At 44.9% G+C, this 26,381-nt stretch carries 22 protein-coding genes; 17 read left to right on the top strand and 5 right to left on the bottom strand.

What is annotated here, in order from left to right; translation table 11 throughout:
- The first annotated feature begins 88 nt into the window (after positions 1-88).
- Together fadI and fadJ are read left to right on the top strand one after the other, a co-directional pair.
- Positions 89-1,396, top strand: coding sequence for an acetyl-CoA C-acyltransferase FadI (gene fadI, locus AB4407_RS18950; protein ID WP_372121627.1), 1,308 nt, complete (start codon positions 89-91; stop codon positions 1,394-1,396).
- Positions 1,396-3,612 carry a fatty acid oxidation complex subunit alpha FadJ gene (fadJ, locus tag AB4407_RS18945; RefSeq protein ID WP_372121626.1) on the top strand — a complete coding sequence of 739 codons (2,217 nt, stop codon included), beginning with the start codon at positions 1,396-1,398 and terminating at the stop codon, positions 3,610-3,612. The genes fadI and fadJ overlap by 1 nt, the downstream gene beginning before the upstream one ends.
- A 210-nt stretch (positions 3,613-3,822) precedes the next feature.
- On the opposite strand, the gene AB4407_RS18940 is transcribed toward fadJ, so the two are convergent.
- Positions 3,823-6,600: an insulinase family protein gene (locus tag AB4407_RS18940; protein WP_372121625.1), complete on the bottom strand. Its 2,778-nt coding sequence runs from the start codon at positions 6,598-6,600 to the stop codon at positions 3,823-3,825.
- 305 nt (positions 6,601-6,905) lie between these two features.
- On the opposite strand from AB4407_RS18940, the gene sixA reads away from it, so the two are divergent.
- Entirely contained in the window at positions 6,906-7,370 is a 465-nt protein-coding gene (sixA, locus tag AB4407_RS18935; protein WP_012603460.1) for a phosphohistidine phosphatase SixA, read from the top strand.
- 135 nt (positions 7,371-7,505) lie between these two features.
- Here the strand turns inward: sixA and smrB are convergent, their stop codons facing one another.
- Positions 7,506-8,036, bottom strand: coding sequence for an endonuclease SmrB (gene smrB, locus AB4407_RS18930; protein ID WP_009848510.1), 531 nt, complete (start codon positions 8,034-8,036; stop codon positions 7,506-7,508).
- 62 nt (positions 8,037-8,098) lie between these two features.
- On the opposite strand from smrB, the gene prmB reads away from it, so the two are divergent.
- From prmB to hflX, 10 genes are all read left to right on the top strand, one after another.
- A complete protein-coding gene (gene prmB, locus AB4407_RS18925) occupies positions 8,099-9,031 on the top strand; it encodes a 50S ribosomal protein L3 N(5)-glutamine methyltransferase (RefSeq protein WP_009848509.1) in 933 nt (310 codons plus the stop codon).
- Positions 9,032-9,292: 261 nt separating this feature from the next.
- Positions 9,293-9,934, top strand: a complete 642-nt coding sequence (locus tag AB4407_RS18920) for a LysE family translocator (protein WP_372121624.1) — start codon at positions 9,293-9,295, stop codon at positions 9,932-9,934.
- Between the two features lie 534 nt (positions 9,935-10,468).
- On the top strand, positions 10,469-11,926 hold the full coding sequence (locus AB4407_RS18915; protein ID WP_372121623.1) for a protein adenylyltransferase SelO: 1,458 nt from the start codon (positions 10,469-10,471) through the stop codon (positions 11,924-11,926).
- A 151-nt stretch (positions 11,927-12,077) separates the two neighbouring features.
- Positions 12,078-12,806 (top strand): response regulator, encoded by a 729-nt coding sequence (locus AB4407_RS18910; RefSeq protein WP_372121622.1) that lies wholly within the window; start codon positions 12,078-12,080, stop codon positions 12,804-12,806.
- 44 nt (positions 12,807-12,850) lie between these two features.
- The gene (locus tag AB4407_RS18905; protein ID WP_055318372.1) at positions 12,851-14,296 is read left to right on the top strand and encodes an ATP-binding protein; all 1,446 of its coding nucleotides are present in this window, start codon (positions 12,851-12,853) and stop codon (positions 14,294-14,296) included.
- Between the two features lie 110 nt (positions 14,297-14,406).
- Positions 14,407-15,654 (top strand): ABC transporter substrate-binding protein, encoded by a 1,248-nt coding sequence (locus AB4407_RS18900; RefSeq protein ID WP_048664276.1) that lies wholly within the window; start codon positions 14,407-14,409, stop codon positions 15,652-15,654.
- A gap of 144 nt (positions 15,655-15,798) precedes the next feature.
- Positions 15,799-16,737: a carbohydrate ABC transporter permease gene (locus tag AB4407_RS18895; RefSeq protein WP_009848503.1), complete on the top strand. Its 939-nt coding sequence runs from the start codon at positions 15,799-15,801 to the stop codon at positions 16,735-16,737.
- On the top strand, positions 16,734-17,591 hold the full coding sequence (locus AB4407_RS18890; protein ID WP_048661487.1) for a carbohydrate ABC transporter permease: 858 nt from the start codon (positions 16,734-16,736) through the stop codon (positions 17,589-17,591). Before AB4407_RS18895 ends, AB4407_RS18890 begins: the two co-directional genes overlap by 4 nt.
- Before the next feature lie 6 nt (positions 17,592-17,597).
- Positions 17,598-18,710 (top strand): ABC transporter ATP-binding protein, encoded by a 1,113-nt coding sequence (locus AB4407_RS18885; protein ID WP_132743500.1) that lies wholly within the window; start codon positions 17,598-17,600, stop codon positions 18,708-18,710.
- 270 nt (positions 18,711-18,980) lie between these two features.
- Positions 18,981-20,348, top strand: a complete 1,368-nt coding sequence (gene hflX / locus AB4407_RS18880) for a GTPase HflX (RefSeq protein ID WP_372121621.1) — start codon at positions 18,981-18,983, stop codon at positions 20,346-20,348.
- Positions 20,349-20,443: 95 nt separating this feature from the next.
- Here the strand turns inward: hflX and minE are convergent, their stop codons facing one another.
- The 3 genes from minE to minC are packed head-to-tail and all read right to left on the bottom strand — an operon-like array spanning position 20,444 to position 22,211.
- Positions 20,444-20,707 carry a cell division topological specificity factor MinE gene (gene minE / locus AB4407_RS18875; protein ID WP_009848499.1) on the bottom strand — a complete coding sequence of 88 codons (264 nt, stop codon included), beginning with the start codon at positions 20,705-20,707 and terminating at the stop codon, positions 20,444-20,446.
- Between the two features lie 6 nt (positions 20,708-20,713).
- Complete coding sequence (minD, locus tag AB4407_RS18870) at positions 20,714-21,526, bottom strand: septum site-determining protein MinD (RefSeq protein WP_009848498.1); 813 nt, start codon at positions 21,524-21,526, stop codon at positions 20,714-20,716.
- 22 nt (positions 21,527-21,548) lie between these two features.
- Positions 21,549-22,211, bottom strand: a complete 663-nt coding sequence (gene minC, locus AB4407_RS18865; RefSeq protein WP_009848497.1) for a septum site-determining protein MinC — start codon at positions 22,209-22,211, stop codon at positions 21,549-21,551.
- Positions 22,212-22,430: 219 nt separating this feature from the next.
- Here minC and AB4407_RS18860 point away from each other — a divergent pair, with 219 nt between their 5' ends.
- The 4 genes from AB4407_RS18860 (at position 22,431) to AB4407_RS18845 (ending at position 26,228) form a co-directional block, all read left to right on the top strand.
- Positions 22,431-22,721 carry a YcgL domain-containing protein gene (locus tag AB4407_RS18860; protein ID WP_009848496.1) on the top strand — a complete coding sequence of 97 codons (291 nt, stop codon included), beginning with the start codon at positions 22,431-22,433 and terminating at the stop codon, positions 22,719-22,721.
- 30 nt (positions 22,722-22,751) lie between these two features.
- Positions 22,752-23,750, top strand: a complete 999-nt coding sequence (locus AB4407_RS18855) for a lytic transglycosylase domain-containing protein (RefSeq protein ID WP_372121620.1) — start codon at positions 22,752-22,754, stop codon at positions 23,748-23,750.
- Positions 23,751-23,902: 152 nt separating this feature from the next.
- On the top strand, positions 23,903-24,823 hold the full coding sequence (locus tag AB4407_RS18850) for a LysR family transcriptional regulator (RefSeq protein WP_372121673.1): 921 nt from the start codon (positions 23,903-23,905) through the stop codon (positions 24,821-24,823).
- 205 nt (positions 24,824-25,028) lie between these two features.
- Positions 25,029-26,228, top strand: coding sequence for a NupC/NupG family nucleoside CNT transporter (locus AB4407_RS18845; protein WP_372121619.1), 1,200 nt, complete (start codon positions 25,029-25,031; stop codon positions 26,226-26,228).
- The last annotated feature ends 153 nt before the right edge of the window (positions 26,229-26,381 follow it).

The following is a 26,381-nucleotide window of genomic DNA, read 5'->3' as shown; positions in this document are numbered from 1 at the left end:
TATCACGTTTATTTAAACGCCCGTTTGATTTAGTTAACAACTTGTTTACAATACTTCAGGTCAGACCTCTTAACTTTAAGGAGAAACCATGGGCAAACAGGAAGTCAAAACGCGTTCTGGAGAACGTGTTGCCGTTGTCGCTGGACTACGAACCCCATTCGCTCGTCAGAGCACAGAATTTAGCCAAGTGCCTGCGGTTGACCTAGGCAAAATGGTGGTGAGCGAAATGCTTGCAAGAACTGATGTCGATCCTGCGCTTATCGAACAAGTCGTGTTCGGCCAAGTAGTGCAAATGCCAGAAGCACCGAACATTGCACGTGAAATCGTATTGGGTACAGGTATGGACATTAATACCGATGCCTACAGTGTGACGCGTGCATGTGCGACTAGCTTCCAAGCTGCAGTCAACGTGACCGAGAGCATTATGGCTGGCACGATTGATGTTGGTATTGCGGGTGGTGCGGATTCGTCTTCTGTATTGCCAATCGGTGTTTCGAAAAAGTTAGCGGCAAATCTATTAGCGCTGAGTAAAACCAAGACCATGGGTCAAAAGCTGAAAATTCTTAAAACGCTTTCAGTCAAAGATCTTATGCCAGTGCCGCCAGCCGTTGCTGAATACTCGACTGGTTTATCCATGGGACAAACGGCTGAGCAGATGGCGAAGACACACGGAATTACTCGCGAAGCTCAAGATGCACTTGCTCACCGTTCTCACTCTTTGGCTTCTCAGGCATGGAAAGAAGGCAAGATCAAAGACGAAGTAATGACGGCGTTCCCGGCGCCTTACAAAAAGTACCTAGCAGAAGACAACAACATTCGCCACGACTCGACGGTTGAAGGTTACGCTAAACTGCGCCCAGCATTCGACAGACAATACGGCAGTGTAACGGCAGCCAATGCCACGCCTCTCACCGATGGCGGTGCCGCAGTGATGTTGATGCGCGAAGGAAAAGCGAAAGAGCTAGGCTTAGAAGTACTTGGTTACATTCGTGGTTACGCGTTCTCAGCGATTGGTGTTGAAACGGATATGCTGATGGGGCCGACGTACGCGACTTCTCAAGTATTGAAGAACACAGGACTAGAATTATCAGACCTAACTCTAATCGAGATGCACGAAGCATTCGCAGCCCAAGTTCTAGCGAACGTCAAAATGTTTGCAAGTGACGAGTTTGCTCAGAAGAATCTTGGCCGTGACAAAGCGATCGGTGAGATTGATATGGAGAAGTTTAACGTGCTGGGTAGCTCAATTGCTTACGGGCACCCGTTTGCTGCGACTGGTGCGCGCATGATGACTCAAACACTGCGTGAACTGAAACGTCGCGGTGGCGGCTTGGCACTGAACACTGCTTGTGCAGCTGGTGGTTTAGGTGCGGCAATGATCTTGGAGGTAGAATAATGTCTACGACTCTTGATGCAACAACAGAAAAAGAAACAGTCGCTCAACCAGATACAACGTCTGCGACTGAATCAACCAAAAAGAAAGCGACAGCATTCTCTTTAAATATCGATGACCAAGATATTGCATGGCTTGCGATCGATGTGCCAAACGAGAAAATGAACACACTACAAGCGGCTTTTGCTGAAGAAATGAAATCCATTTTCGAGCAACTAAAAGAAAAGCAAAGCCGAGTTAAGGGTTTAATCGTTCATTCATTGAAGCCAGATAACTTCATTGCGGGGGCTGATGTTCGAATGCTGGATGCTTGCAAGACAGCAGATGAAGCGCAATCTCTTGCTCGTCAGGGGCAGGAGATGTTCCAAACTCTGTCGGATCTACCCTACCCAGTAGTCGCAGCGATTCACGGTCCATGTTTAGGTGGTGGCTTAGAGCTCGCTCTGGCGTGTGATTACCGCGTATGTACTGATTCAGATAAGACTCGCCTTGGCTTGCCAGAAGTTCAGCTCGGTCTGTTACCCGGCTCTGGTGGGACGCAGCGTCTTCCTCGTCTTATCGGTTTACTGCCATCTCTTGATCTTATTCTTACGGGTAAGCAGTTGCGCGCTAAAAAAGCGAAATCGCTCGGCGTTGTGGATGCTTGTGTGCCAGAAACTATCTTGCTTGAAGTCGCTAAGAGCTTTGTTGAAAAGAATACGGGCAGCAAAAAAGGTAAACGTCTGGCATCTAAAAGCCAAGCTTCGACTAAAGAGAAACTGATCTCACGTAATGGCCTTGGCCGTAAAGTGATTTTTGAACAAGCGTCGAAGAAGACCAATCAGAAAACTCGTGGTAACTACCCAGCAGCCGATGCGATTCTTGATGTGATTCGTTATGGCCTAGAAAACGGCTTTGAAAAAGGCCTTCAGTACGAAGCGAAGCGTTTCTCTGAATTGGTTATGACTTCAGAGTCAAAAGCGCTTCGTTCAATCTTCTTTGCAACGACTGAAATGAAGAAAGAACACGGTGCAGATGCAGAACCGAAAGCGGTTAAGCGCGTTGGTGTGTTGGGTGGTGGTCTTATGGGCGCAGGTATCAGCCATGTCAGCGTAGCTAAAGCAAAAGTACCGGTTCGTATTAAAGATGTATCAAATGATGGTGTCTTGAACGCGCTGAACTACAATTACAAGTTGTTCGATAAGCAGCGTAAGCGTCGTATTCTGAGCCGTGCTGGCCTTGAAAGTAAGATGCTTAAGCTGTCTGGTGGTATCGACTTTACGAGTTTTAACCACACAGATGTAGTGATTGAAGCGGTGTTTGAAGATCTCGACCTTAAGCAGTCGATGGTTGCGGACATTGAAGCCAATGCCAAGCCAGAGACTATCTTTGCGACCAACACGTCTTCACTGCCGATCCATAAGATTGCAGAGAAGGCGCAGCGACCAGAAAATGTGGTCGGTCTTCACTACTTCAGCCCGGCAGAAAAAATGCCGTTAGTTGAAGTGATCCCTCATGAAACAACGTCAGAAGAGACTATTTCGACGGTGGTTGCACTAGCGAAAAAGCAAGGCAAAACACCGATTGTTGTTAAAGATAAGGCAGGTTTCTATGTGAACCGTATTCTTGCTCCATACATGAATGAAGCGGCGCATTTGTTACTGGTAAATGAGCCGATTGAAAAGCTCGACAGCACATTGTTGGACTTTGGTTTCCCGGTTGGCCCAATTACTTTGTTAGACGAGGTCGGCGTTGATATCGGTGCGAAGATTATCCCGATTCTGGTTAATGAATTAGGCGAACGTTTCCAAGGCCCTGATGTGTTCGACATTCTGTTGAATGACAACCGAAAAGGCCGTAAGAGTGGCAAAGGTTTCTACACTTACAAAGGTAAGAAGAAAGAAGTCGATAAGTCAGTTTACAAGCTGCTTAAGCTACAACCTGAACCTAAGCTAAGCGATAACGACATCGCAATGCGCTGTGTGTTACCGATGCTCAACGAAGCGGTTCGTTGTTTGGATGACGGCATTATCCGTAGCCCGCGAGATGGCGATATTGGTGCTATTTTCGGTATCGGTTTCCCTCCATTCCTAGGTGGTCCGTTCCGTTATATGGATCAGATCGGTATTAAGTCATTGGTAGAGATGATGAACGACTTTGCTAAGAAGTACGGTGATCGCTTTGCGCCATGTGATGGCCTACTGACACGTGCTGGCTTGGATGAGTCTTTCTATAAGTAACTCTCTCTATAAGTAACGTCCTAGCACATTAATTATGAAGCCCGTATCAAACAATTGATGCGGGCTTCATTTTTATGGGAGTATGCAAAAGAAAGGCGATTTCCGACTCAGTCGTTCCTCCTTGTCGGGAATGACGGGGAGTTATGTGATTCACCCAATAAAAAAGGTTGATGCTTTCACATCAACCTTATGACTTTTCTAGCGGGTTTATCAGCCAAGTTCGCAGTCTTTAGGACGCAACTGAAACTCATCAATTGAGCCTATCTCAACACCTGCCGACAGCTTCTCTTCGTCCTGATGTGCATTACCGTGAGCGTGCATAATCAGACGATTGGCTGTACGAGGTTTAAGTTGGCTAACCACAAAGCGCATCATGTCTGAGCGAGTCAGACTTTTGAGCTCTTCTAACACACGATCCCTCTGATTGAATTCTAAATCCTTATTGCCTATGGCAACCCATAAGCGCTGAGCACGACCACGCAAGGTGGTATCTGGCGTTGAAATTTGATTCCAGAGGCCGCGTTTACTGCTGTGCCATTGATAGTCGCTAAGCTCTAACAGCACCATATAAAAGGCATTAAGGAACTCGTCTATTGAAGCCAACAGATCGGCTGGGGCTGCATTAGGCGATTGCACATACAACACAATTCCGGGGTGTCGGTTAAGCGGCATATTACCCGTGCCGACCATATAACCTAGCTGCTGCTTAGTACGAATCTCGTGGAAGAAAGTGGCTGACATCAAGTGGTTTGCCAATGAATACAGTGCAATATTTGTAGGTGATATATTTGAACATTGGTAGTAAACCACGATAGCTGAATCATCTTGATTACACACCACTTCGCGTTGGAAACTACCGTTATCACCCAGCATAATTAATGGTCGCAGTGACTCTTCGTAAGCCTGATCTTGAACACGCAATGCATCTTTTAGCGTTTCAGCCATCTTGTTCGCATCGGCTTTTTTCCAGTCACCATACACAAACATTTCGACATGCAGTTCAGCCAAAATAGCTTGAACAAAAGAAGAAAGCTCATCGACTTCTATTGTTTCCAGCGCTTCAATTAAAACGAAATAGGGCGGGTTATTTGGCTGTAAGATTCCCGTCATCGCATTGAACAGCTGAGAAATAGGACGGTCTTGCGATGCGTTATTCCAGTTTCTGAGCAATTGATGCTTAATCGTTTCGAAACGTGTTGGACTAAAGTCGCGTGCTTGGAAGCGTTCAAGAATCATATTGAGCAGCTGTGGCTGTTTCTCGCTAAATCCAGACAGAGTCAGTGTGACACCACCTTGATGGGTATACATGTTGTAACCCATGCCAGCAATTTCAGCTTGATACGTATCTTTTTCAAGTGAGTCTAAGAACATCTCTACACACAAGCGTGTTTTAACAATATTCCTGGGACTAGCGACCGAGTGCGGGCTATCTATAGCGATATACACCACACCTTTGGGCACTCGAAATTGATGATCTTGCAGATGCCACAGTTTAAAACCGTCTAACTCTTCTAATAGTTGCGGGTACTTAGCATCACCTTCGAGTTCCGCTGGATCTAAATCGTAGCAAATAAACGGGTTTTTATTGGGAAGCTCAAACTGCCATCCGGGGTTGATGCATGTAAAGCATTGGATTTGTTCAGCGCTAAAAGGCGTAACGGAGTAGGGGGTAAAGTACCACATCGCTTCTCTGTCATATTCGAACCCTTGAGCAACAATGGTGCTCCGCATATTGTCGACAGATAAGTAGGGAAGCAAAGAGCGTTGTAATTCTTCGTCGAAATGCGACATTTTATAATCTCCATACACCACATCTTGTTTTTGGTAATGCTGCATGTTGATCACGAGATGACTGACGACATCAAGTGGTCTTGAAGGCTCTTGAAAGCGGAAGGCTGATTCCAAAACAGCCCGTTTCTCGAGGTAACGCCACTCTTCAATACCTTGTTGTTCAATCAACTTAATGTACTGGAACACCGCTTGGGTGATGTTATCGGTTTTGGTTAAACCTTCGATGGTCAATGAGCAACTGACTGTGAAATCACGATAGTTACTGCCACTTGCGCCGCCACCTGCGGAGAGTGAAGTAATCCAACCTTTTTCTTTGAGTTGCATCATCAAACTGCCTTCGCCTTCGTAACCGATAAGGTGTGCAAAGAACGATAATGGTTTAATACCGTAGTGTTCATCCATGCTTGGCATGGGGAAGGTTAAGATAAGTTTGCGTACTTCTTTGATCGGTTTAACGTGTACTTGGACGCCAGTACTTAATTCGCCAATAATCGGTACGTTAACCTTCTTGCCTTGTAGTTTGTGATTGGTAATCGAGCTAAAACGCTCCTCAACCCAATTTTGCATTTCGTCCAGTGATTGATTGCCAGACAGTGTCAGCGTCATTAGATCGGCAGAATATTGTTGCTGGTGGAAAGCCAAGATCTCTTGTCGAATCGTCTCGCCGTTTCGGTCACCCAACGTATCGATATTACCGACAGAAAACTTCGAGAATGGGTGATTGTGATTTACCAATTCTTTGGTCACTTGGTACAAGCGTCGCGAGTCGTCGTTGAGTTTCATCTTATACTCTGAATCAACAGCTTGGCGTTCTTTGTCTAATGCTTCTTCGTTGAACAGGGGGGCGGTAAAAAATTGGCTGAAGCGATCGAGTGCATTTTCAAAAGCATTCAATTCAACATCAAAAAAGAAGCAGGTGTGTTCGGTTCCTGTCCAAGCGTTGTTGCTACCGCCATGTTGGCTGATGAAACTTTGGAACTCTCCGACCTTTGGATACTTTTCAGTTCCCAAAAATAGCATATGCTCTAAGTAGTGAGCTAAACCTTCTCTGTTTGTAGGGTCATCAAAATGCCCGACATTTACGGCAAGTGCGGCCGCAGCTTTTTGAGCATTTTGGTCCTGAACTAACAGCACGCGTAGCCCGTTATTTAAGGTTATGTAACGGTATTGATGTTCATCATTAGGGCTTAAATGCACAGAAGCATCTCCAGAGCGGGTGGTTTTTAAATTATGTACGCGATGATTTAAGGTGCAAACCTTGCGATCATATTTTGGGATATGAGGAGCTTTTTGGCGACTTCTAAATCACTTTTATCGATTTTTATCAGTAATTTATTTTCTTTTAACAAGATTGTTAAGAAAGTCGAACTCTTTGGCAAGTGACTTGATATAATTATTTATATTGACTGCGGTTTCTCTGGATTGAGAACCAAACCTAAGTAGCGTTTCGTTGATATATAGGATATATCGATTTTCGACATGTTACGAAGACAGGATTGAACATGAAAATATTCATAATGCGGCACGGTGAAGCAGAACATTTTGCTAACTCGGATGCAGAACGAGCGTTAACTAAGCGCGGTAAAATGGCGTCTCTTGCGGTAGCTCAAGCTGCAAATGAGCAAGGGTTTAGCCAGTTCGATAAAGTGCTTGTGAGCCCATACTTGAGGGCACAAGAAACGTGGTTAGAAATCTCTCAAGCGTTTTCTGGAAAGAAAGTAGAAACCTGTGATGATATTACGCCTTACGGAATGTCTGACGATGTGTTTGATTTGACCATAGCAATGGCTGAAGTAGAAAAGCTAGAGACCATTTTATTTGTTTCTCATTTACCTCTAGTGGGCTATTTAACGGCTGAATTTGCGACGGGCATGGCGCCACCTATGTTCCCAACATCAGGGCTCGCGTGTATTGAATTCGACCTTGAAAAACAAAAAGGCGAGTTGCTTTGGAACATTAATCCATAGCTGAGACCGTTTTCTCAAGATAAATTTAAGGGCATCTCATGATTATTGAGATGCCCTTTGTTGTTTCTAACGGATTATTTCGACCAAACGACAAGGTGCTGGACGTACTTTTTAGAACAAAGAGCAAGTCGATGGCTATTTATCTGGGATAGCAAGTAAAACCAGTAGCGCCCCATGGCCACCGAACTCTAAAGGTGCTTGGTGAAAAGCCATCACATCTGGGTGCTGTGCTAACCACAAAGGCACTTTCTGTTTAAGGATGTGTTTACCAATGCCGTGCTGTACACAGGCACAAGCTACGCTCTCTTTCACGCAGTGCGCAATCATCGCGCCAAGTTCACGTTTGGCTTCTTGCTGCGTCATACCGTGCATATCAAGATACACATCCGGTACATAGACACCACGACGTAAGCGCTTCACCTCATATTTAGAGACATCATCGCGCGCATAACGTGTAGGCCCCTCTTCGCTAAGATGCGGAATGAACTCATCTGAGAAATAAAACTCGCTATCACTGGCTTGTCTTGCCGTTCGAGTAATTTCTTTTTGCTTGGCATTTCTTTTTGGCTGCTGGACTATGGTATCCTGTTGCAACTTTTTAACGCCCTTTACTGCATCGTTGAACAGGGCGAAATCGTCATCGAAGTCGGTGTCTTTTTTGCTCATCAGGTTATGAATTCTAATTAGAAACGTAATTAGCAGTATTGTAGCGCTTTTCGGAGACAATTTTGGATAAGATTTTTGTAGAAGAAGCGGTATCAGAACTACACACGCTTCAAGATGTGATTCGTTGGACTGTTAGTCGCTTTAACGCAGCGGGCCTATTTTATGGTCACGGCACTGATAACGCGTGGGATGAGGCGGTACAACTAATTTTACCTACTCTTTATCTGCCGATTGATGTTCCTTCGCATGTGATGAACTCTCGTCTAACGAGTAGCGAACGTCTGCGTATTGTTGAGCGCGTAATCAAGCGTATCAATGAGCGTACACCAACGGCTTACTTAACCAACAAAGCTTGGTTCTGTGGCCTTGAGTTCTTCGTTGATGAGCGCGTTCTTGTGCCTCGCTCTCCAATTGGTGAGCTGATCGAAGCTCAATTCCAACCTTGGTTAATTGAAGAGCCAACTCGCATCATGGATATGTGTACGGGTAGTGGTTGTATTGCTATTGCTTGTGCTCATGCATTCCCTGACGCAGAAGTAGATGCGATTGATATCTCTACAGACGCACTGCAAGTTGCAGAGCAGAACGTTCAAGATCACGGCATGGAGCAGCAAGTGTTCCCAATTCGTTCAGATCTTTTCCGTGACTTGCCAAAAGAGAAATACAACCTGATCGTATCTAACCCACCTTACGTGGACGAAGAAGATATGAACAGCCTGCCAGATGAGTTTACTCACGAGCCAGAACTTGGCCTAGCAGCGGGTACTGACGGTCTGAAATTGGTTCGTCGCATCTTAGCTAACGCACCAGACTACCTAACTGACGACGGTATTCTGATCTGTGAAGTGGGCAACTCAATGGTTCACATGATGGATCAGTACCCAGAGATTCCATTCACTTGGATTGAATTCTCTAACGGTGGTCATGGCGTATTCATGATCACTCGTGAGCAGCTTGTTGCTTGCGCGGATGAGTTCTCTATCTACAAAGACTAGGTTACTGTTCGTTTTTAGCTTACGGATTTAGCTTAGAGATTAAGCTGGAAACTTAAGGTTAGAACCTGATAAGACGTTCTATTTGAAACGTTTGAATTTAAACGCCATGCAGTGATGCATGGCGTTTTTTATTGCCGAAATTTAAGGGATAAGTAATCAGATCAGAGTGAACGTGCTCAATATTTAGTTGCTTAATATGAATGGTTATTACATATTGGTGTTCAATATTTAGTCGTTTTAGTGAGTTAAGGAGAATTCGCGATGAGCTTTGATACATGGATTTATTATTTATTAGCGGTGTTGATCTTAACGGCATCACCAGGGCCAAGTTCTTTATTGTGCATGACCAAAGGTGTGCAATCGGGTTTTAAATTATCAATATTTACTGCGCTGGGCAGCTTAACGGCGATCACCGGAATCTTAACGTTATCGTTCACCGGTTTAGGGGTGATTATTGCTTCATCAGAAGTGGTGTTTAATATCATTAAGTGGACGGGTGCTGCTTACCTTATTTATCTCGGTTGGAAGTCTTTACGTTCTAACCAGCAAGATTACGACAAGCTATCGAATCAACAAACAGGCTCTCAACCTGTTAAAGAAAGCGCTGCGCAGCATTATGTCAGTGGTTTTATTGTTGGGGCGAGTAACCCAAAAGCTATCCTGTTTTTTACCGCACTTTTCCCACAGTTTATTGACCCATCGATAGCGCTATTTCCTCAATTTGTGGTGTTCGCTTTGACCTTCGTTGTGATGGAATTATCTTGGTTACTGGTTTATGCCTACCTAGGTGCGAAATCATCAAATTGGTTGTTTGCTAAAGGTAGAGCCAAGGTTTTTAATCGTGTGACTGGTGGTGTCTTTATCGGTGCTGGGGCGCTGCTTTCTACGACAAGCAGAGCGTAATTTTTAATTTATCAAAGGCCTGAATAGTTACAGAAAATTATTCAGGCTGTCATAAAAGGTTAATATTAATGTGCTTGCTGATATCGGCATAAAGTCGATATATTGGTGTTACACCATCACATTCTCAGGAGAGATATATGCAGCATCAAGAAATGATTCAACACAGTAATTTTGGCGTAATCAGTCGTACTTGGATTTTCTCTACCCTTTCTCTTCTGGGTATTCTCGCGCTAATGTAGTCAGCTTCATGTCTCTATATTTTCAGTTTTATTATGAACACACTTGTTAAAAAGTCTTCAAAGTTAGAACTCTTGTTCTCTTAAATGTGGCTCTTCTCATCAGGCTAGCCACTTAACCTTTTCTTAGTTGTACCTTCCTCTCAGTAACCTTTTTCTCTGAAGAATCTCTATTCTCTGAATAACCTATTGGCCTGATTAACCCCTTTATCTCAATAGACTCACTGCATAACCTGATCTGAAGTTGTTATCAAACTGTGATAATCTTAAGTTATCTTTTATCTACAGTGTATCTCTCATGTCTGTCTGGGATTCTATTTCATTTAACAATCGATTTACGGCATTACCTCGATTGTTCTATACCCCAATTCAACCTACACCTTTAAATAATGTCCAATGGCTTGCATGGAATCAAAACCTTGCGAGTGAACTTGGCTTTCCGTCATTTGAGGACGTCTCTGATGAGTTGCTTGAAACGCTATCGGGCAACGTTGAACCTGAGCAATTCTCACCAGTCGCAATGAAATACGCAGGCCACCAGTTTGGCTCTTATAACCCTGATTTAGGTGATGGAAGAGGGCTGTTATTAGCTCAAGTTGTCGCTAAAAATGGCGAAACGTTCGATTTACACCTTAAAGGTGCAGGTAAAACCCCCTATTCACGTATGGGCGATGGCCGTGCGGTTATTCGATCAACCGTTCGTGAGTACTTATGTAGCGAAGCGATGGCGGGTCTCAATATCCCAACCACACGTGCGTTGGCGATGATGACCAGCGACACGCCGGTTTATCGTGAGAAGCAAGAGTGGGGCGCATTATTGGTGCGTGCTGCTGAGTCACACATCCGTTTCGGTCACTTTGAACATCTGTTTTATACCAATCAGTTGGCCGAGCATAAATTGCTGGCCGACAAAGTCATCGAATGGCACTTCCCAGAATGCCTCGATGAAGAGAAACCCTACGCTGCTATGTTTAATCAGATTGTTGATCGCACTGCGGAAATGGTCGCGCTGTGGCAAGCGAATGGTTTTGCTCATGGGGTGATGAACACCGATAACATGTCGATCATCGGCCAAACCTTCGATTATGGCCCGTTCGCCTTCCTTGATGAATATGATCCAAGATTGATCTGTAACCATTCGGATTACCAAGGTCGTTACGCGTTCAATCAACAACCTAGAATTGGTATGTGGAATTTATCTGCATTGGCACACTCGTTGTCACCGTTGATAGAGAGGGCTGACTTAGAAGCGGCACTTGAACAATACGAACCACAAATGAATGGTTATTTCAGTCAGATGATGCGTCGTAAGTTGGGGCTGCTTTCGAAACAAGAAGGTGACAGTCGTTTGTTTGAATCTATGTTCGAGCTGATGTCGCAAAACAAAGTCGATTACCCAAGGTTCTTTAGAACGCTGTCGAACCTAGATACCTTGCCTGCGCAGGAAGTGATTGATTTGGTTATCGATCGTGATGCTGCGAAGCTATGGTTGGATAACTATTTGCAACGCTGTGAACTCGAAGAGAGTTCAGTAGCCGAGCGCTGCGAAAAGATGCGACAAGTAAACCCGAAATACATCCTCAGAAACTACCTAGCTCAGCTGGCTATAGATAAAGCTGAGCGCGGTGATAGCAGCGATATTGATGCACTAATGGTGGTGCTGGCAGACCCTTATGCGGAACACCCTGACTACGAACACCTTGCTGCGTTACCACCAGAGTGGGGCAAAGCGATGGAGATAAGCTGCTCGTCGTAAATCGATTCGCTTAATCAAACGAGTAGATGGAGGTCACTTAGTTGTGATCTCTGTCTGTTTGTTCTTCTAATTTTACAAACATATCAATAATCAAACACTCGACCTACCTATACACTATGTGAATGAGTTGTAAATTTAATAGGTTTGGGCGATGCCAACAAATACTCGAATTCTCGTGGTGGATGATGATCAAGAAATCTGCGAGCTGCTGGAAGAGTACCTCACAAAATCGGGTTTCGATGTTTCTTCGGTGGGAGATGGTGTTGAACTCGAAACTCATCTGCAAAACAATGGTTATCCAGACCTGATTCTGCTTGATGTGATGCTCCCCGGTGACGACGGTTTTACCTTGTGTCAGCGAGTCCGAAAACAATCCAATGTGCCTATCATTATGCTGACAGCGGTATCGGATGAAACCGATCAGATTATCGGCTTAGAAATTGGTGCCGATGATTATATTGCCAAGCCATTTAGTCCACGTCAGTTAATGGCGCGTATCAAAGCGTTATTGCGCCGCGTTCAAGTGGTGGATGACAAGCCGAGTGATGCACTGCCAAAGCAGATTATTTTTGGTGATTGGACGCTTGATACGCTTGCACACCGAATTTCCCACAATGAACACTCAGAAGAGATGGACTTGTCGGGCAGTGACTTTTCTCTGTTGATGCTGTTCTTAACTCGTCCTAACGAAGTTCTCGACCGTGACACCATCTCTTTCGCTACCAGAGGCCGCGAAGCGTTGCCTTTTGAACGAGGCATTGATGTGCAGCTTAGTCGTCTGAGAAGCCGATTGGGCGACAGCGGCAAATACCCTCACTACATCAAAACCATGCGTGGCAATGGCTATATTCTCGCTGTGCCTGTTCAGTATGAGCACTGAGCATGATCTAATGTTTATCAAGTAATGCTAATGAAGTATTTCGTATGAAATGGTTAAGTCGATTAAAACCAAATTCCTTGGTCGCAAGAACCTTGTTGTTGACTCTGTTAGCGGTGGTGATTGCTCAAGGTATCGCAACCTCTATTTGGTATAGCGAATCTAAACATAAAGAACTGGAAGGGATTCGCTCGGCCTCATCTAGCATGGCGAACATGTTTGCTTCAACGGTGACTTTCTTTCAGTCTTTACCCGTCAAATATCGCCACATCGTGTTAGACCAAATTCGAAATATGGGTGGCACGCGATTTTTTGTCTCTTTCAATAAAGAGGCTTTGATTGTTGAATCGATCCCCGATACTCGCTTAAAAACCGCCTCGATTGAAGCGATAGAAAGTGTTTTGAGTAGCAAGCTCAATAAAGTGGAATCAGTCCGTGTTGATTTCTCTCGCCCTGAACATCTCCGTTTACTTAAAAATGACATATATTTAAGCGATCTCCCGCGATCGTGGGCACATCATACTTTAACGTTAGAACCTCTTAATCCACCTATTTTGGTCGTTCAGATAGAGCTAGCCAGTCACGAATGGGTGTATATTGCCGCATTGTTACCAGCTCCCTATGTAAAACTTGATGACACCATTCTTGGTCGTGAACAGGTGATCTTCTTGCTCTCTTCAACGCTGATTCTATTGGTGTTGACCTACTTAATGATTCGCCGCCAAGTTCGCCCGCTTAAAAAGCTAGCAAGGGCAGCCAACGAAATGAGCATGGATATTCAGCAGCCTCCACTTAACGAAGAAGGTGCGACAGAACTGGTTACCGCAACCCGAGCATTCAACCGCATGCAGCAGCGGATTCGCCGTTATGTTGCCGACCGTGAGCACCTTTTCTCTGCTATTTCTCATGATTTAAAGACACCAATAACACGTCTTAGATTGCGGGCTGAATTGTTGGAGAGTGAAGTAAAGAAAGACAAATTCAATAAAGACTTGGATGAGCTGGAGATGATGGTCAAAGGTGCATTACAAGCGGTAAGAGATACTGACCTTCACGAAAACAACGCTATTATCGACCTCAATGAGATGATGCTCTCTGTGATTGAATTGCACAACCAACATCAGACCTTGGTTGAGTTTGAGCCCACTGTGGTTGAACCGCTAGTCGCCAAACCATTAGCTATTAAACGTGTGCTAACCAACCTTATCGACAACGCTGTGAAATATGGAACATCAGCTGAGGTTGGTATCAACAGTGATTCGGTGTGGGTTATCGTGACGATTCAAGACCACGGGAAAGGTATCCCTGAAGACAAGTTAGAGTTGGTGTTTGAACCTTACTTTAGGCTTGCCACCGACGACCAAGGACACGGTTTAGGACTCGGGATCTGCCGAAATATCCTGCACGGACACGGCGGAGATCTCATTATTCGTAACTCCCCTCAAGGCGGCTTAGAAGCCAAAGTCTATATCCCTAGAGGCCTAGAAGTGTAATGTAACAATTGTGTTACATTGGGCTTACCTTTTGTTTCAATCTTACAAATCAGAATAAGTAGACTCTGTATTGAACCGGACGTCGAGTCCGCTAAACATGGAAGATAATAATGAAAATCAATAAAACCCTACTTACTCTATCTCTTCTTGCTGCCTCAACATTTTCTCAAGCTGGTGAAGTAGAAGTGCTTCACTGGTGGACTGCTGGTGGCGAAGCAAAATCCGCTGCGGTACTGAAAGAGATGATTGAAGAACAAGGCCATACATGGAAAGACTTTGCAGTGGCTGGTGGCGGCGGTGAAAGTGCGATGACCGTTTTGAAAACGCGAGCAGTATCAGGCAACCCACCATCTGCAGCGCAGATCAAAGGTCATGATATTCAAGAGTGGGGTGGTTTAGGTTTTCTTACGTCTCTCGATGCAACAGCAAAACAAGAACAGTGGGATGAGTTACTGCCAGAGGTTGTGACCAAAGTGATGAAGTGGGACGGAGAATATGTGGCGGTTCCTGTCAACGTTCACCGTGTTAACTGGCTTTGGGCGAATCCTGTTGTTTTAGAAAAATCAGGTGTTACCGTTCCAACCACATTAGATGAGTTCTTTGTGGCGGCAGACAAGATCAAAGCGGCTGGCTTCATTCCACTGGCTCACGGTGGCCAACCTTGGCAAGACGCGACAGTCTTCGAAGCGGTGGCGCTTGATGTACTAGGCAGTGAAGACTACAACAAAGCATTCGTTGATCTTGATATGGACGTTTTATCTGGCGACAAAATGGTGGAAGTATTCACCAAGTTTAAAAAGATGCGTGACTACATCGACAGCAACTCGCCGGGTCGTGATTGGAACGTAGCAACTTCAATGGTTATCAATGGTGAAGCTGCGATGCAGATCATGGGCGACTGGGCGAAAGGTGAGTTTACTGCAGCAGGTAAAGTACCGGGTAAAGACTACATCTGTGCACCAGCTCCGGGTACTGATGGCCAATTCACTTTCAACATCGATAGCTTTGCGTTCTTTGAACTAAGTGACAAAGAGAACCAAAAAGCGCAACAAGACCTAGCAAAAACCATTCTTACTAAAGATTTCCAAGAAGTCTTTAACCTAAACAAAGGTTCTATCCCTGTACGTCTCGATATGGATATGTCTAAGTTCGACCAATGTGCGTTGGACTCTATGGCAACCTTCAAAGCGAGTGCGGAATCTGGCGATCTTGTTCCGAGTATGGCTCACGGCCTAGCGACGACAAGTTACGCGCAAGGCGCGATTTACGACGTGGTAACCAACTTCTTCAATGAGAAAGATGCCGATCCAAAAGAAGCGGCAGCTAAGTTAGCGAAAGCAGTGAAAGCGGCTATCTAATCTAACTTGGTCTAACACCAAACCCCCAGGGTGGGTAGGCTCGTAGGGAGCCTATCTACTCTTCACTCCCAATTCTGATATGCGTGATGCTGATGTGGTGCCGAAAGGTAAGCCATTGGCTCGATTGTGCAACAAGGATAAGTTATGGAGCATGTTTTGACTGAGTCGACTCCAAAGCCCACAAGGAGCCAGCCTGCACCGAAACCGAGTTTTGCTGACAGGTTGCAACATTGGCTACCTAAGATTGTGCTAGCGCCGACCGCGTTAGTGACCGTGGTGTGTATCTACGGCTACATTTTTTGGACGGCAGCGTTGTCGTTCACTAACTCTCGATTTCTACCGAGCTTCAACTTCGTTGGTTTAACCCAATATGAAAAGCTGATGGACAACGATCGCTGGATAACCTCAATCACCAACCTCGGTGTGTTTGGTTTTCTGTTCATGGCGATTGCTATCTTGTTAGGTGTGGGTTTGGCGGTATTGCTTGACCAGAACATTCGCCAAGAAGGCGCGATTCGTACCATCTATTTATACCCAATGGCATTGTCATTCATCGTGACAGGTACGGCGTGGAAGTGGATCCTCAATCCAGGTCTTGGCATTGAAAAGTTGATGCAAGACTGGGGATTTACTGACTTCAAATTTGATTGGCTAGTCGACTCCGAAATGTCGGTATATACCTTGGTTATCGCAGCACTTTGGCAATCATCGGGCTTCGTGATGGCGATGTTCTTAGCGGGTTTGCGTGGTATCGATTCTTCGATCATTAAAGCTGCGCAAATCGATGGGGCAAGCTTACCCACTATCTATCTCAAAATCATTCTGCCTTGCTTGCGCCCTGTGGTTTTCAGTGCGGTGATCATCACGTCACACATTGCGATTAAGAGTTTCGACCTTGTGACCGCAATGACAGCAGGTGGCCCGGGTTATTCATCGGATCTTCCAGCGCTATTTATGTACGCACACTCATTCACTCGTGGGCAAATCGGCCTTGGTGCTGCGAGTGCCATGATGATGCTTGCTGGTATTTTAGCGATTCTCGTGCCTTATCTTTACTCTGAACTTAGGGAGAAAAAGTCATGATGAATAACATCAATTTTGCTCGAATGTTTATCTATTCGGCGCTGCTTTTCTTCTGCTTGGTATACCTAATGCCGCTGTTCGTGATGGTACTGACATCATTTAAAACTCTGCCTGATATTAAGGCGGGAAACTTGATGAGTTTACCAAAAGAGTGGGTATTCGATGCTTGGTATAAAGCGTGGGACACCGCGTGTACGGGCGTAAAATGTGAAGGCATTAAAGGGTACTTCTGGAACTCTTTCCAAATGGTTATTCCTGCGGTTGCGATTTCAACATTGCTCGGTGCATTCAATGGCTACGTGGTAACCAAGTGGCAGTTCAGAGGTTCAAATTTGTTCTTTAGCTTGCTGTTGTTTGGTTGCTTTATTCCATTCCAAGTGGTGCTGCTGCCAATGGCGACCATGCTTGGCAAGATGGGCTTGGCTAACACCACCATCGGCTTGGTGATTGTGCATGTTATCTACGGCATGGCGTTTACGACTCTGTTTTTCCGTAACTTTTACATCTCGATTCCTGATGAATTGATCAAAGCGGCAAAACTGGATGGTGCAGGCTTCTTTACTATCTTCTTCAAGATCTTATTGCCGATCTCAACGCCAATCATCATGGTGACGGTGATCTGGCAGTTCACCGCAATCTGGAATGATTTCTTGTTCGGGGTGGTCTATTCGGGCTCAGAAACTCAGCCGATCACCGTGGCATTAAACAACTTGGTCAACACCAGTACTGGCGTAAAAGAATACAACGTCGACATGGCTGCCGCGATCATCGCCGCACTGCCAACGCTGTTGGTGTATGTCTTTGCAGGAAAATATTTTGTTCGTGGCCTAACGGCAGGATCAGTAAAAGGATAATTACCCATGGCAACATTAGATTTAAAACAGATCCGTAAAACCTATCGCAACGCGGACAACGAAACGTTAAAGGGCATCGACATCAGTATCGATTCGGGGGAATTTTTGATACTTGTCGGCCCTTCGGGGTGTGGAAAATCCACCCTAATGAACACCATCGCTGGGTTAGAGAATATTAGCTCGGGTGAGATTGTGATTGATGGTGTAGACGTAGCGCAGGTTGAACCTAAAGACCGAGACATTGCGATGGTATTCCAGTCGTACGCCTTGTATCCAAACATGACGGTGCGTGGCAATATCGCTTTCGGTTTGAAGATTCGTAAGATGCCGCAGCACGAGATCGATGCTGAAGTCAATCGAGTGGCAGAAATGCTGCAAATTGAACAATTGCTGGATCGCAAACCGTCGCAGCTTTCTGGTGGCCAGCGTCAACGTGTCGCGATGGGACGTGCTCTAGCTCGTCGTCCTAAGCTGTATCTGTTTGATGAGCCGCTTTCTAACTTGGATGCCAAGCTGCGTGTTGAAATGCGCCATCAGATTAAACGTCTGCACCAGAAGCTGAATACCACGATTGTTTATGTAACCCATGATCAGATCGAAGCTATGACGCTCGCTGATAGGATCGCGGTGATGAAAGATGGTGAGCTGCAACAACTAGGAACGCCAAAAGAGATCTACACTCGTCCGAATAATATGTTTGTTGCTGGCTTTATGGGGTCACCATCGATGAACTTCATCAAGACAATGGTGGATCTAGATGTCGAACAGAACCCAATCATTAAGGTGATAGGGACTGAAAACCAAGAGCACCATATTCGCTTACCACAATCGATGCGCGAGCAAGATGGCAAAGAGGTAGTGATCGGATTAAGGCCAGAACATATTACCGATCAAGCAGGGGATGATGTTTCCGCGTCTACCTTGCTTGATCTGAAATTAGAGGTTTTGGAACCCACAGGGCCAGATACTATCGCGATGGTGAAAGTGAACGATCAAGAGGTGGCTTGTCGTTTGTCTCCTGAGTTTGAAGTGACCGTTGGACAAATGGCGCCATTGCATTTTGATTTATCGAAAGCAGTATTCTTTGACGCGCAAACAGAAGCGAGAATTGATTTCTAGTTTTTGAGACAGTAGCCCAATGAGAGGCTAAGCTTAAGCAAAGGCAGTATCACTAATTACTAATAAGTAACGTGATGCTGTCTTTTTTGTTGTTTTAGCCTGTTTTATTTCCTCACGAAAACAGAGGGATAAACGAGATAAATGGATTAACTGCAATAATATCGCCAAATAGCCTCTGTTAGCTCTATAAAGCTGGCCGAGAACAGCGTAGGATCGCGCTACTTTAGACCAAATACTAGGTTGCACTTTGGTGCATAAACAGAAGAATACATGAAACTAACAGCAAAACCCTCAGCTAGTAACGCTTTACTTATTTCTATTACGACACCGGACTTCAAAGGTGACGAAGCAAAAGAGTCTCTTGCCGAACTTGCTCGCTTAGTAACAACCCTAGGGTTTAAAGTGGTTGGTACTCAATCGCAGCACCACAGTTCAGCTCAACGACAAAACGTGTTGGGTGCTGGTAAGCTTGCGGAAATTGCTCATCTAACCGGTTACCAAGGTTCGATTGAAGAAGCAGAAGATGAAGACTTCCTTGATGAATCGGGCCTGTTCGATTCAGAAATCGACGAGCTAGATTTTGATGATCTTCCAACGGGCAATTTCCAATACGGTGCCGCTGATGTTGTGGTCTTTGACTGTGATTTAAGCCCATCTCAACTGCGCACTGTCGAGGCGAGTTTGGGGGTGGAAGTATTTGACCGTACTGGCATCATCATCGAAATCTTCAGCCGCCACGCTCGTACTCGTACTGCTCGTCTGCAAGTTGATATCGCTCGTCTAAACTACTTAGTGCCGCGACTTCGTGAAACGGCTGAGGGTGATAAAGAGCGTCAAATGGGTCAGGGCGCTGGTGAAACTTCACTAGAGCTAGACCGTCGTAACGTACGTGACCAAATTGCTGCGCTTAAGCGTGAGCTAGTAAGCGTACAAGATGAAATGAAGACCCGACGCACAAGGCGCGCGGAGCTTTTCACTGTTGCTTTAGTTGGCTACACCAATGCCGGTAAATCTTCGATGATGCGTGCAATGACCGCAACTGAAGTGGTGGGTGAAGATAAACTGTTCGCAACGCTAGATACGACGGTTCGTGCGCTTCAGCCGATTACTCAGCCGCGTATCTTGGTTTCAGATACCGTTGGTTTCATCAAGAAACTGCCACACGATCTGGTTGCTTCATTCCACTCAACGCTAGCAGAAGCGCACGATGCTTCATTGTTGCTTTATGTGGTTGATGCTTCAGACGTTTCATTCCGAGCTCAGCTTGATGTGGTACACGATGTATTAGCACAAGTTGGCGTTGAAGGTAGCGAAAAACTATTAGTGCTGAATAAGTGCGATAGACTGAGTGAAGAAGATCAGTTAGCGCTGATTGAAGAATTTCCAGATGCGATGCTGACGTCAACTCGTGATCCGTTAGATATCACTAAACTGCACAAATACATCGTTGGTGTTGCAGAAGAAGGCATGATCGAAGAAGAGATCACGATTCCTTATTCTGGCCAAGGCATCATCGGAGAGATTCGCTCAAACATGAGTGTGGTTAAAGAAGAGTACGATTACGAGTGCATTAAGTTGACTGTTCGCTCTAGTGAAATTGACTTAGCTCGACTGAAAAAGCGTATGCAGAATTCTTAATCTTTTATAGCGTTTAGACACAAGTTAAAATACCAAAAAAGAGAGCCTAGGCTCTCTTTTTTATTGAATCGTGATAAGCGCCGCTCGAGCTCTGCTTAGCGGTCTTCTTCTGGAAGTTTGACGTTCAGCTCTAATACTGAGATGTCGTCATCTTTGTGTTCGAAAGTCAGATCAACCATTGATGGATCGACGTCAACGTACTTCGCAATACACTTCAATATGTCTTCTTTTAGTTGCGGCAGATAAGACGGCGCTGGGTCGTCATGGCTGCGTCGCTCGGCAACAATGATCTGCAAACGCTCTTTAGCTAGGTTTGCGGTTGTCTTTTTTTGTGGTCTAAAAAACTCTAGTAATGACATTGCGAATTAGCCCCCGAACAGTCTTTTGAAGATGCCTTTCTTCTGTTCCGTTAAGAAACGGAAGTCCACTTGGCTACCCAGTAGTCGTTCTACAGTATCATTGTAAGCCATACCTGCATCGGTTGCTTCGTCAAAAATAACTGGAACACCCTTGTTCGACGCGTTCAGTACGGCTTGGCTCTCTGGAATCACGCCCAGTAGAGAGATGTGTAGGATCTCTTCAACATCTTCAACACTTAGCATCTCACCTTGAGTTACACGTGCTGGGTTGTAACGAGTCAGTAGAAGGTGCGTTTTCACTGGTTCTAAGCCATCTTCTGAACGACGAGACTTAGAGTCAAGAATACCTAGAATACGGTCTGAATCGCGTACAGAAGAAACTTCTGGGTTAGTCGTTACAATCGCTTCATCAGCGAAATACAACGCCATTAGAGCGCCTTGCTCTATGCCCGCAGGAGAATCACAGATGATGAAATCAAAACCCATTTCATCTAGTTCATCAAATACACGACGAACACCATCTTTTGTTAGTGCATCTTTATCACGAGTTTGAGAAGCCGGAAGAATGAATAGATTCTCTGTGCGCTTGTCTTTGATCATCGCTTGGTTCAGCGTCGCTTCACCATTGATAACGTTAACGAAGTCGTACACAACACGACGCTCACAACCCATGATTAAATCTAGGTTACGCAGACCGATATCAAAGTCGATAACTGCGGTTTTCTTCCCTTTTAAAGCTAAGCCAGAGGCAATAGCTGCACTGGAGGTCGTTTTGCCTACCCCGCCTTTACCTGACGTTACAACGATAATGCGTGCCATTTTGTTTTCCTTTTTATTTCTCTTATATTGCGAGGACATCAACGTGTAATACATCGTTTGCCATACTGAACATGGTTTTCTTCTGCCAGTACTCGCTTTCAATTTGATCGCTGAGCCAGTAATTTCCAGCAATGGAAACCAGCTCGGCTTGTAAATCATTACAAATTATTTTTGCTTCAGTTTGACCACTCGCGCCTGCAATCGCACGACCGCGTAAAGTACCATGGATATGGATGCTGCCATCGGCTATGACTTCTGCGCCAGCACTCACATGGCTGAGGATCAATAGATCGCCATCTTTTGCATACACTTGCTGACCAGAACGAATAGGCGTTCTCACCACTTTTATCGGAGCCATCTTCGCTGGAGCTTGAGAAGGTGATTTACTGGCTGTCATCACTGCAAAACCAGCTTCTTTCGCTAGGTTCTGCATACGTTTATCCGAACAACCAGCCACACCTACTGGGATCATGCCCGCTTGAGATATACCCTCTTTCAGTTGCACAAAATCGATATCACCCGCGACTTTGCTAATATTGATAACAACAGGCGCAGCAGCGAAAAAAGTGGGAGCTTGGTTTACTTTTTCTTGAAGAAAAGACACCGCATTTTCGACTTGATCATCGGATAAGTGCAAAACAGATAGCGTAAAACTGCTACCTTTTAGATCTGGATTACTAGACATCGAAAACTACAGGACCTCAATAGCGGATTGGTACAATTTCTTTATCAATAAAATAAAGGGCGTTGCCTGAAACTTGGTTTATCATGTTATATTCCCAAACCAAGCACAGCAAGTAATCTTGTTGTCAAATGAACGTTTTGTTCCCAATATTTCCCTTAACATAAACTATTGATCTCGTAAGTGAGAGTTTTGTAGTCATAAACAATAAAAAGGTTTGTCATGCTGTGTTCTATATATAAAAGTTCAAAGAAAGAAGGAACATACCTATATATCCCTAAGAAGGACGATTTTTCACAAGTACCTGACGCATTGATGCAAATGTTTGGTAAACCTAGTTTTGTAATGGTAATTAAAATGGATGGCCGTAAACTGGCGCAAGTGAACATCGATAAAGTGAGAGAATCACTGAACACCGATGGTTTCTTTTTGCAGGTCCCGCCACCACCGGTTAATGAACTTGAACTTCATAAAGAGCGTAAAGCTCAGCAAAATGTTCAAGACGAAGAGTGATAGCTACCTTAATTCAGGGAGGAGTGATCGTTGAGAAAATTTTCGAAAACCATATTGGCTGTGTCGGCCTTACTCTTGAGTAATAGTCTGACTATTGGTTCAGTTCAGGCTGAAGAGCTGAGCTTTGAACAATATGTAGAGAAACTAAAACAACAAGGCCGTGCAGAAGGCATTTCTGAAGCGATCATTGATCAGGCCTTTGATGGTGTGACGTTTAAGCCAAGAGCGGTGAAAGCCGATAAGAATCAACCTGAGAAAAAACTGACTCTGGATGAATACATTCCACGCGCGGTTCCAGATTGGAAAGTGAAGCAGGCGAGATCGCTTTATAAGAAGCATTATTCAGCGTTGAAGCGCATTGGTGATGAATATGGTGTTCAACCAAGATTCATTGTCGCGCTATGGGGTGTTGAGAGTAACTTTGGTAAGTTCACGGGTAACTACAGTGTTATTGATGCTCTCACGACTATGGCCTATGAAGGACGTAGAGAAGCCTTCTTCCGTAGCGAAGCGATGGCGGCGTTGAAGATTCTTGATCAAGGCCATATTGCACCACAAGAGATGAAAGGCTCTTGGGCTGGTGCGATGGGACAACCTCAGTTTATGCCAAGCTCATTCTTAGCTTATGCCGCTGACGGTAACGGCGATGGCAAGAAAGATATTTGGGGTACTGAAGAAGATGTATTTGCTTCAGCGGCGAATTATCTCAGCCAATCGGGTTGGGATGACAAATATACTTGGGGCCGTCAAGTTCACGTACCGTCGACTGTGTCTATTGAAATGCAAGGCCGAGGCGAAGACAAAGCGAAATACTTAAAAGAGTGGTCTGAACTCGGTATTAAGCGCTTTGACGATCGCCCACTACCAACGCTTGATGAAGATATTAAAGCTTGGCTAATTATGCCAGACGATGAAACTGGCCGTTCTTACCTCATTTACAACAACTACAATGTGTTAATGAAGTGGAATCGTTCTTACTACTTTGCTTTGGCAGTTAGCCACTTAGCAGACAGAATTAAGTTTGATTAATCGACCTAATTTGATTAACAGATTTAGGTCGCTTTGAATAGCATTTGGTCTACCATAGGCAGAACGAACTAAAGGACTCTTCGGAGTCCTTTTTCTTTTATATTTCAGAGATTTTTAAAGGTGGCCTTGTGCTAACAGATAGAGCCGCACAGATGGTGATATTCCATGCGTTAATCAAGCATGAAGGCTTTACCAGTGCAGCAAAAAGTTTGAATGTGTCGGTGTCTCACATCAGTAAGCAAGTTGCTTTGCTCGAGGATTCGATAGGTATCAAGCTGGTGCAAAGAACCACACGTAGCCTTACGCTCACTGAAGCCGGAGAGGTGTTCTATCAGCACTGCGAGCAACTGTTTAACACAGTCAAAGCGGCTCAACTGGATATGGACAGCCAGCGTGATGATATCTCAGGAATCCTGCGCGTAGGCTTGTCTCAGTCATTTGGCACACTGCACATTATTCCTGCGATCGATCAGCTGAGACAACTATACCCTCAGTTGAGAATCGAGGTACACCTGTTCGATTACAAAGTAGATATGATTGAAGAGCGTTTGGATCTCTGGATCACCAACAATGAAGATTTGCCTGAAGGTTATATTGCGCAGCGCTTAGCCGATAGCCAATTTGTGGTAGCGGCATCACCGGATTATCTGATTAAAGCTGGTACTCCTCATGTGCCATCTGATCTGATTGATCATAACTGCCTTATCTACCGTAGCCGTGAACGGGACTACACATCGTGGGCATTTGATAATGGGCAAGAGAACCTCAGTGTCAAAGTGGCCGGTGATTACTCGGTGGATTTAGCCGAGGCGGTACGAGACGCTGCAGTATCAGGGTGGGGCGTTGCTTACTTGGCGACTTATTTAGTGAAAGAAGAGTTCAGAACGGGCAAGCTCATCCAAGTATTACCAGAGTGGAGAGCGAGCCAGTTGATGCCATTCTATGCCGTTTACCCAAGCCGAAAGAATATGCCGAAGAAGCTTTCAGCGGTGATTGAGTTCATTAAAGATCATATCGGGTCACCGACGTATTGGGACAAAAACCTCAAAACTTGCGTTGAACTGCACCGTTAATTGTTTCCTAATTCATAAATATAATTTCCACATGGAAAAAGTATGCTTTTTGAACAAGTTAATCCATTAAAATTCAATGCTTTAATCTAACCTTGGGCAAGTCGCTGATAATCCCAACATCACATTAACAACCGCACCTTGCCGCAAACGATTTCCTCTATACAATGCGTCGCTTTTCCTACCTACAACTTTTAGGTTGACGCATATGGCTTCCCTACTTGGAATTATCACTATTTTAGTAGCCGCTTGGTTACTATCTACGGACAGAAAAAATATCCCGCTAAGAACGGTTTCTTTAGCTTTCTTACTGCAAATCTCATTCGCGCTATTGGTGCTTTATGTGCCAATGGGCAAAGAAGCACTGAATGCAGCCACGGGTGCGGTGTCTAGCTTGATCAACTACGGTCAAGAGGGGATTAACTTCCTATTTGGTGGCCTAACGAATAACGGATTTGTTTTCGCTATTAACGTTCTCGGCATCATTATCTTTTTCTCGGCATTGATTTCAGGTTTGTATCACATCGGCTTTATGCCAAAGGTGATCAACATAATCGGTGGTGCTTTACAGAAGTTCCTAGGCACAGGTCGTGCGGAGTCACTGTCTGCAACGGCAAACATTTTTGTTGGCATGATCGAAGCGCCATTGGTGGTTAAGCCGTACTTAAAACATATGACGGATTCACAACTGTTTGCCGTAATGGTCTGTGGTTTGGCTTCTGTGGCTGGTGGTACGCTAGTGGGCTATGCATCGCTTGGTGTTGACCTAAACTACCTGATCGCAGCGGCATTTATGTCGGCACCTGCAGGCCTGTTAATGGCTAAAATTTTGGTTCCAGGTAGCCCAGATGATGTTCAAGAAAATATTGAGTCTGGTGTAGAAATTCCACGAGCAACAAACGTAGTTGAGGCAATGGCAGATGGGGCTATGTCTGGACTTCGTATTGCCGTTGCGGTGGGTGCGACACTTCTGGCCTTTATCAGCGTGATTGCTATGCTGAATGGCTTGTTAGGTATTGTTGGTGGTTGGTTTGGCGTAAACCTAAGCTTCGAACTTATCCTAGGTTATGTGTTCGCACCCGTTGCATGGCTGATCGGTGTACCGTGGTCTGAGGCTGTTGTTGCAGGTTCACTGATCGGTAATAAGATTGTTGTGAACGAATTTGTGGCTTTCATCCAGTTAATGGACGTAAAAGATGCCCTAAGTGAGCACTCACAAGCGATCGTGACGTTCGCTCTCTGTGGCTTTGCTAACATCTCTACCATGGCGATTCTGATTGGCGGTTTGGGCAGCTTAGTTCCAGAGCGTCGCTCTTTCATCTCACAATACGGCTTCAAAGCAATTTGTGCCGGTGTGTTTGCTAACTTAATGAGTGCAGCCATTGCTGGTGTGGTACTTTCTCTGTAAGTAGTGCTTGGTGTTATAAGCAATAGCGAACTCAATCACAGCAATATTCGGTTAGCGTGATAATCGCCATTCGACAAATTGTTAGTTGTTCAGTATCAAAAAAGCCGCAACGTTCATCACGTTGCGGCTTTTATTTGGTTCATCGCGGATTAG

The organism is Vibrio sp. 10N.261.46.E11, assembly GCF_041472735.1.
Taxonomy (GTDB): domain Bacteria; phylum Pseudomonadota; class Gammaproteobacteria; order Enterobacterales; family Vibrionaceae; genus Vibrio.
Note: the sequence above shows the minus strand (reverse complement) of the source record. Positions and strands in the feature narration are given on the sequence as shown.

Excerpts from the sequence above, each read along its gene's own strand:
- fadI (WP_372121627.1), top strand. The coding sequence starts at position 89 with ATGGGCAAACAGGAAGTCAAAACGCGTTCTGGAGAACGTGTTGCCGTT.
- fadJ (WP_372121626.1), top strand. The coding sequence starts at position 1,396 with ATGTCTACGACTCTTGATGCAACAACAGAAAAAGAAACAGTCGCTCAA.
- sixA (WP_012603460.1), top strand. The coding sequence starts at position 6,906 with ATGAAAATATTCATAATGCGGCACGGTGAAGCAGAACATTTTGCTAAC.
- smrB (WP_009848510.1), bottom strand. The coding sequence starts at position 8,036 with ATGAGCAAAAAAGACACCGACTTCGATGACGATTTCGCCCTGTTCAAC.
- AB4407_RS18920 (WP_372121624.1), top strand. The coding sequence starts at position 9,293 with ATGAGCTTTGATACATGGATTTATTATTTATTAGCGGTGTTGATCTTA.
- AB4407_RS18915 (WP_372121623.1), top strand. The coding sequence starts at position 10,469 with ATGTCTGTCTGGGATTCTATTTCATTTAACAATCGATTTACGGCATTA.
- AB4407_RS18910 (WP_372121622.1), top strand. The coding sequence starts at position 12,078 with ATGCCAACAAATACTCGAATTCTCGTGGTGGATGATGATCAAGAAATC.
- AB4407_RS18905 (WP_055318372.1), top strand. The coding sequence starts at position 12,851 with ATGAAATGGTTAAGTCGATTAAAACCAAATTCCTTGGTCGCAAGAACC.
- AB4407_RS18900 (WP_048664276.1), top strand. The coding sequence starts at position 14,407 with ATGAAAATCAATAAAACCCTACTTACTCTATCTCTTCTTGCTGCCTCA.
- AB4407_RS18895 (WP_009848503.1), top strand. The coding sequence starts at position 15,799 with ATGGAGCATGTTTTGACTGAGTCGACTCCAAAGCCCACAAGGAGCCAG.
- AB4407_RS18890 (WP_048661487.1), top strand. The coding sequence starts at position 16,734 with ATGATGAATAACATCAATTTTGCTCGAATGTTTATCTATTCGGCGCTG.
- AB4407_RS18885 (WP_132743500.1), top strand. The coding sequence starts at position 17,598 with ATGGCAACATTAGATTTAAAACAGATCCGTAAAACCTATCGCAACGCG.
- hflX (WP_372121621.1), top strand. The coding sequence starts at position 18,981 with ATGAAACTAACAGCAAAACCCTCAGCTAGTAACGCTTTACTTATTTCT.
- minE (WP_009848499.1), bottom strand. The coding sequence starts at position 20,707 with ATGTCATTACTAGAGTTTTTTAGACCACAAAAAAAGACAACCGCAAAC.
- minD (WP_009848498.1), bottom strand. The coding sequence starts at position 21,526 with ATGGCACGCATTATCGTTGTAACGTCAGGTAAAGGCGGGGTAGGCAAA.
- minC (WP_009848497.1), bottom strand. The coding sequence starts at position 22,211 with ATGTCTAGTAATCCAGATCTAAAAGGTAGCAGTTTTACGCTATCTGTT.
- AB4407_RS18860 (WP_009848496.1), top strand. The coding sequence starts at position 22,431 with ATGCTGTGTTCTATATATAAAAGTTCAAAGAAAGAAGGAACATACCTA.
- AB4407_RS18850 (WP_372121673.1), top strand. The coding sequence starts at position 23,903 with ATGGTGATATTCCATGCGTTAATCAAGCATGAAGGCTTTACCAGTGCA.
- AB4407_RS18845 (WP_372121619.1), top strand. The coding sequence starts at position 25,029 with ATGGCTTCCCTACTTGGAATTATCACTATTTTAGTAGCCGCTTGGTTA.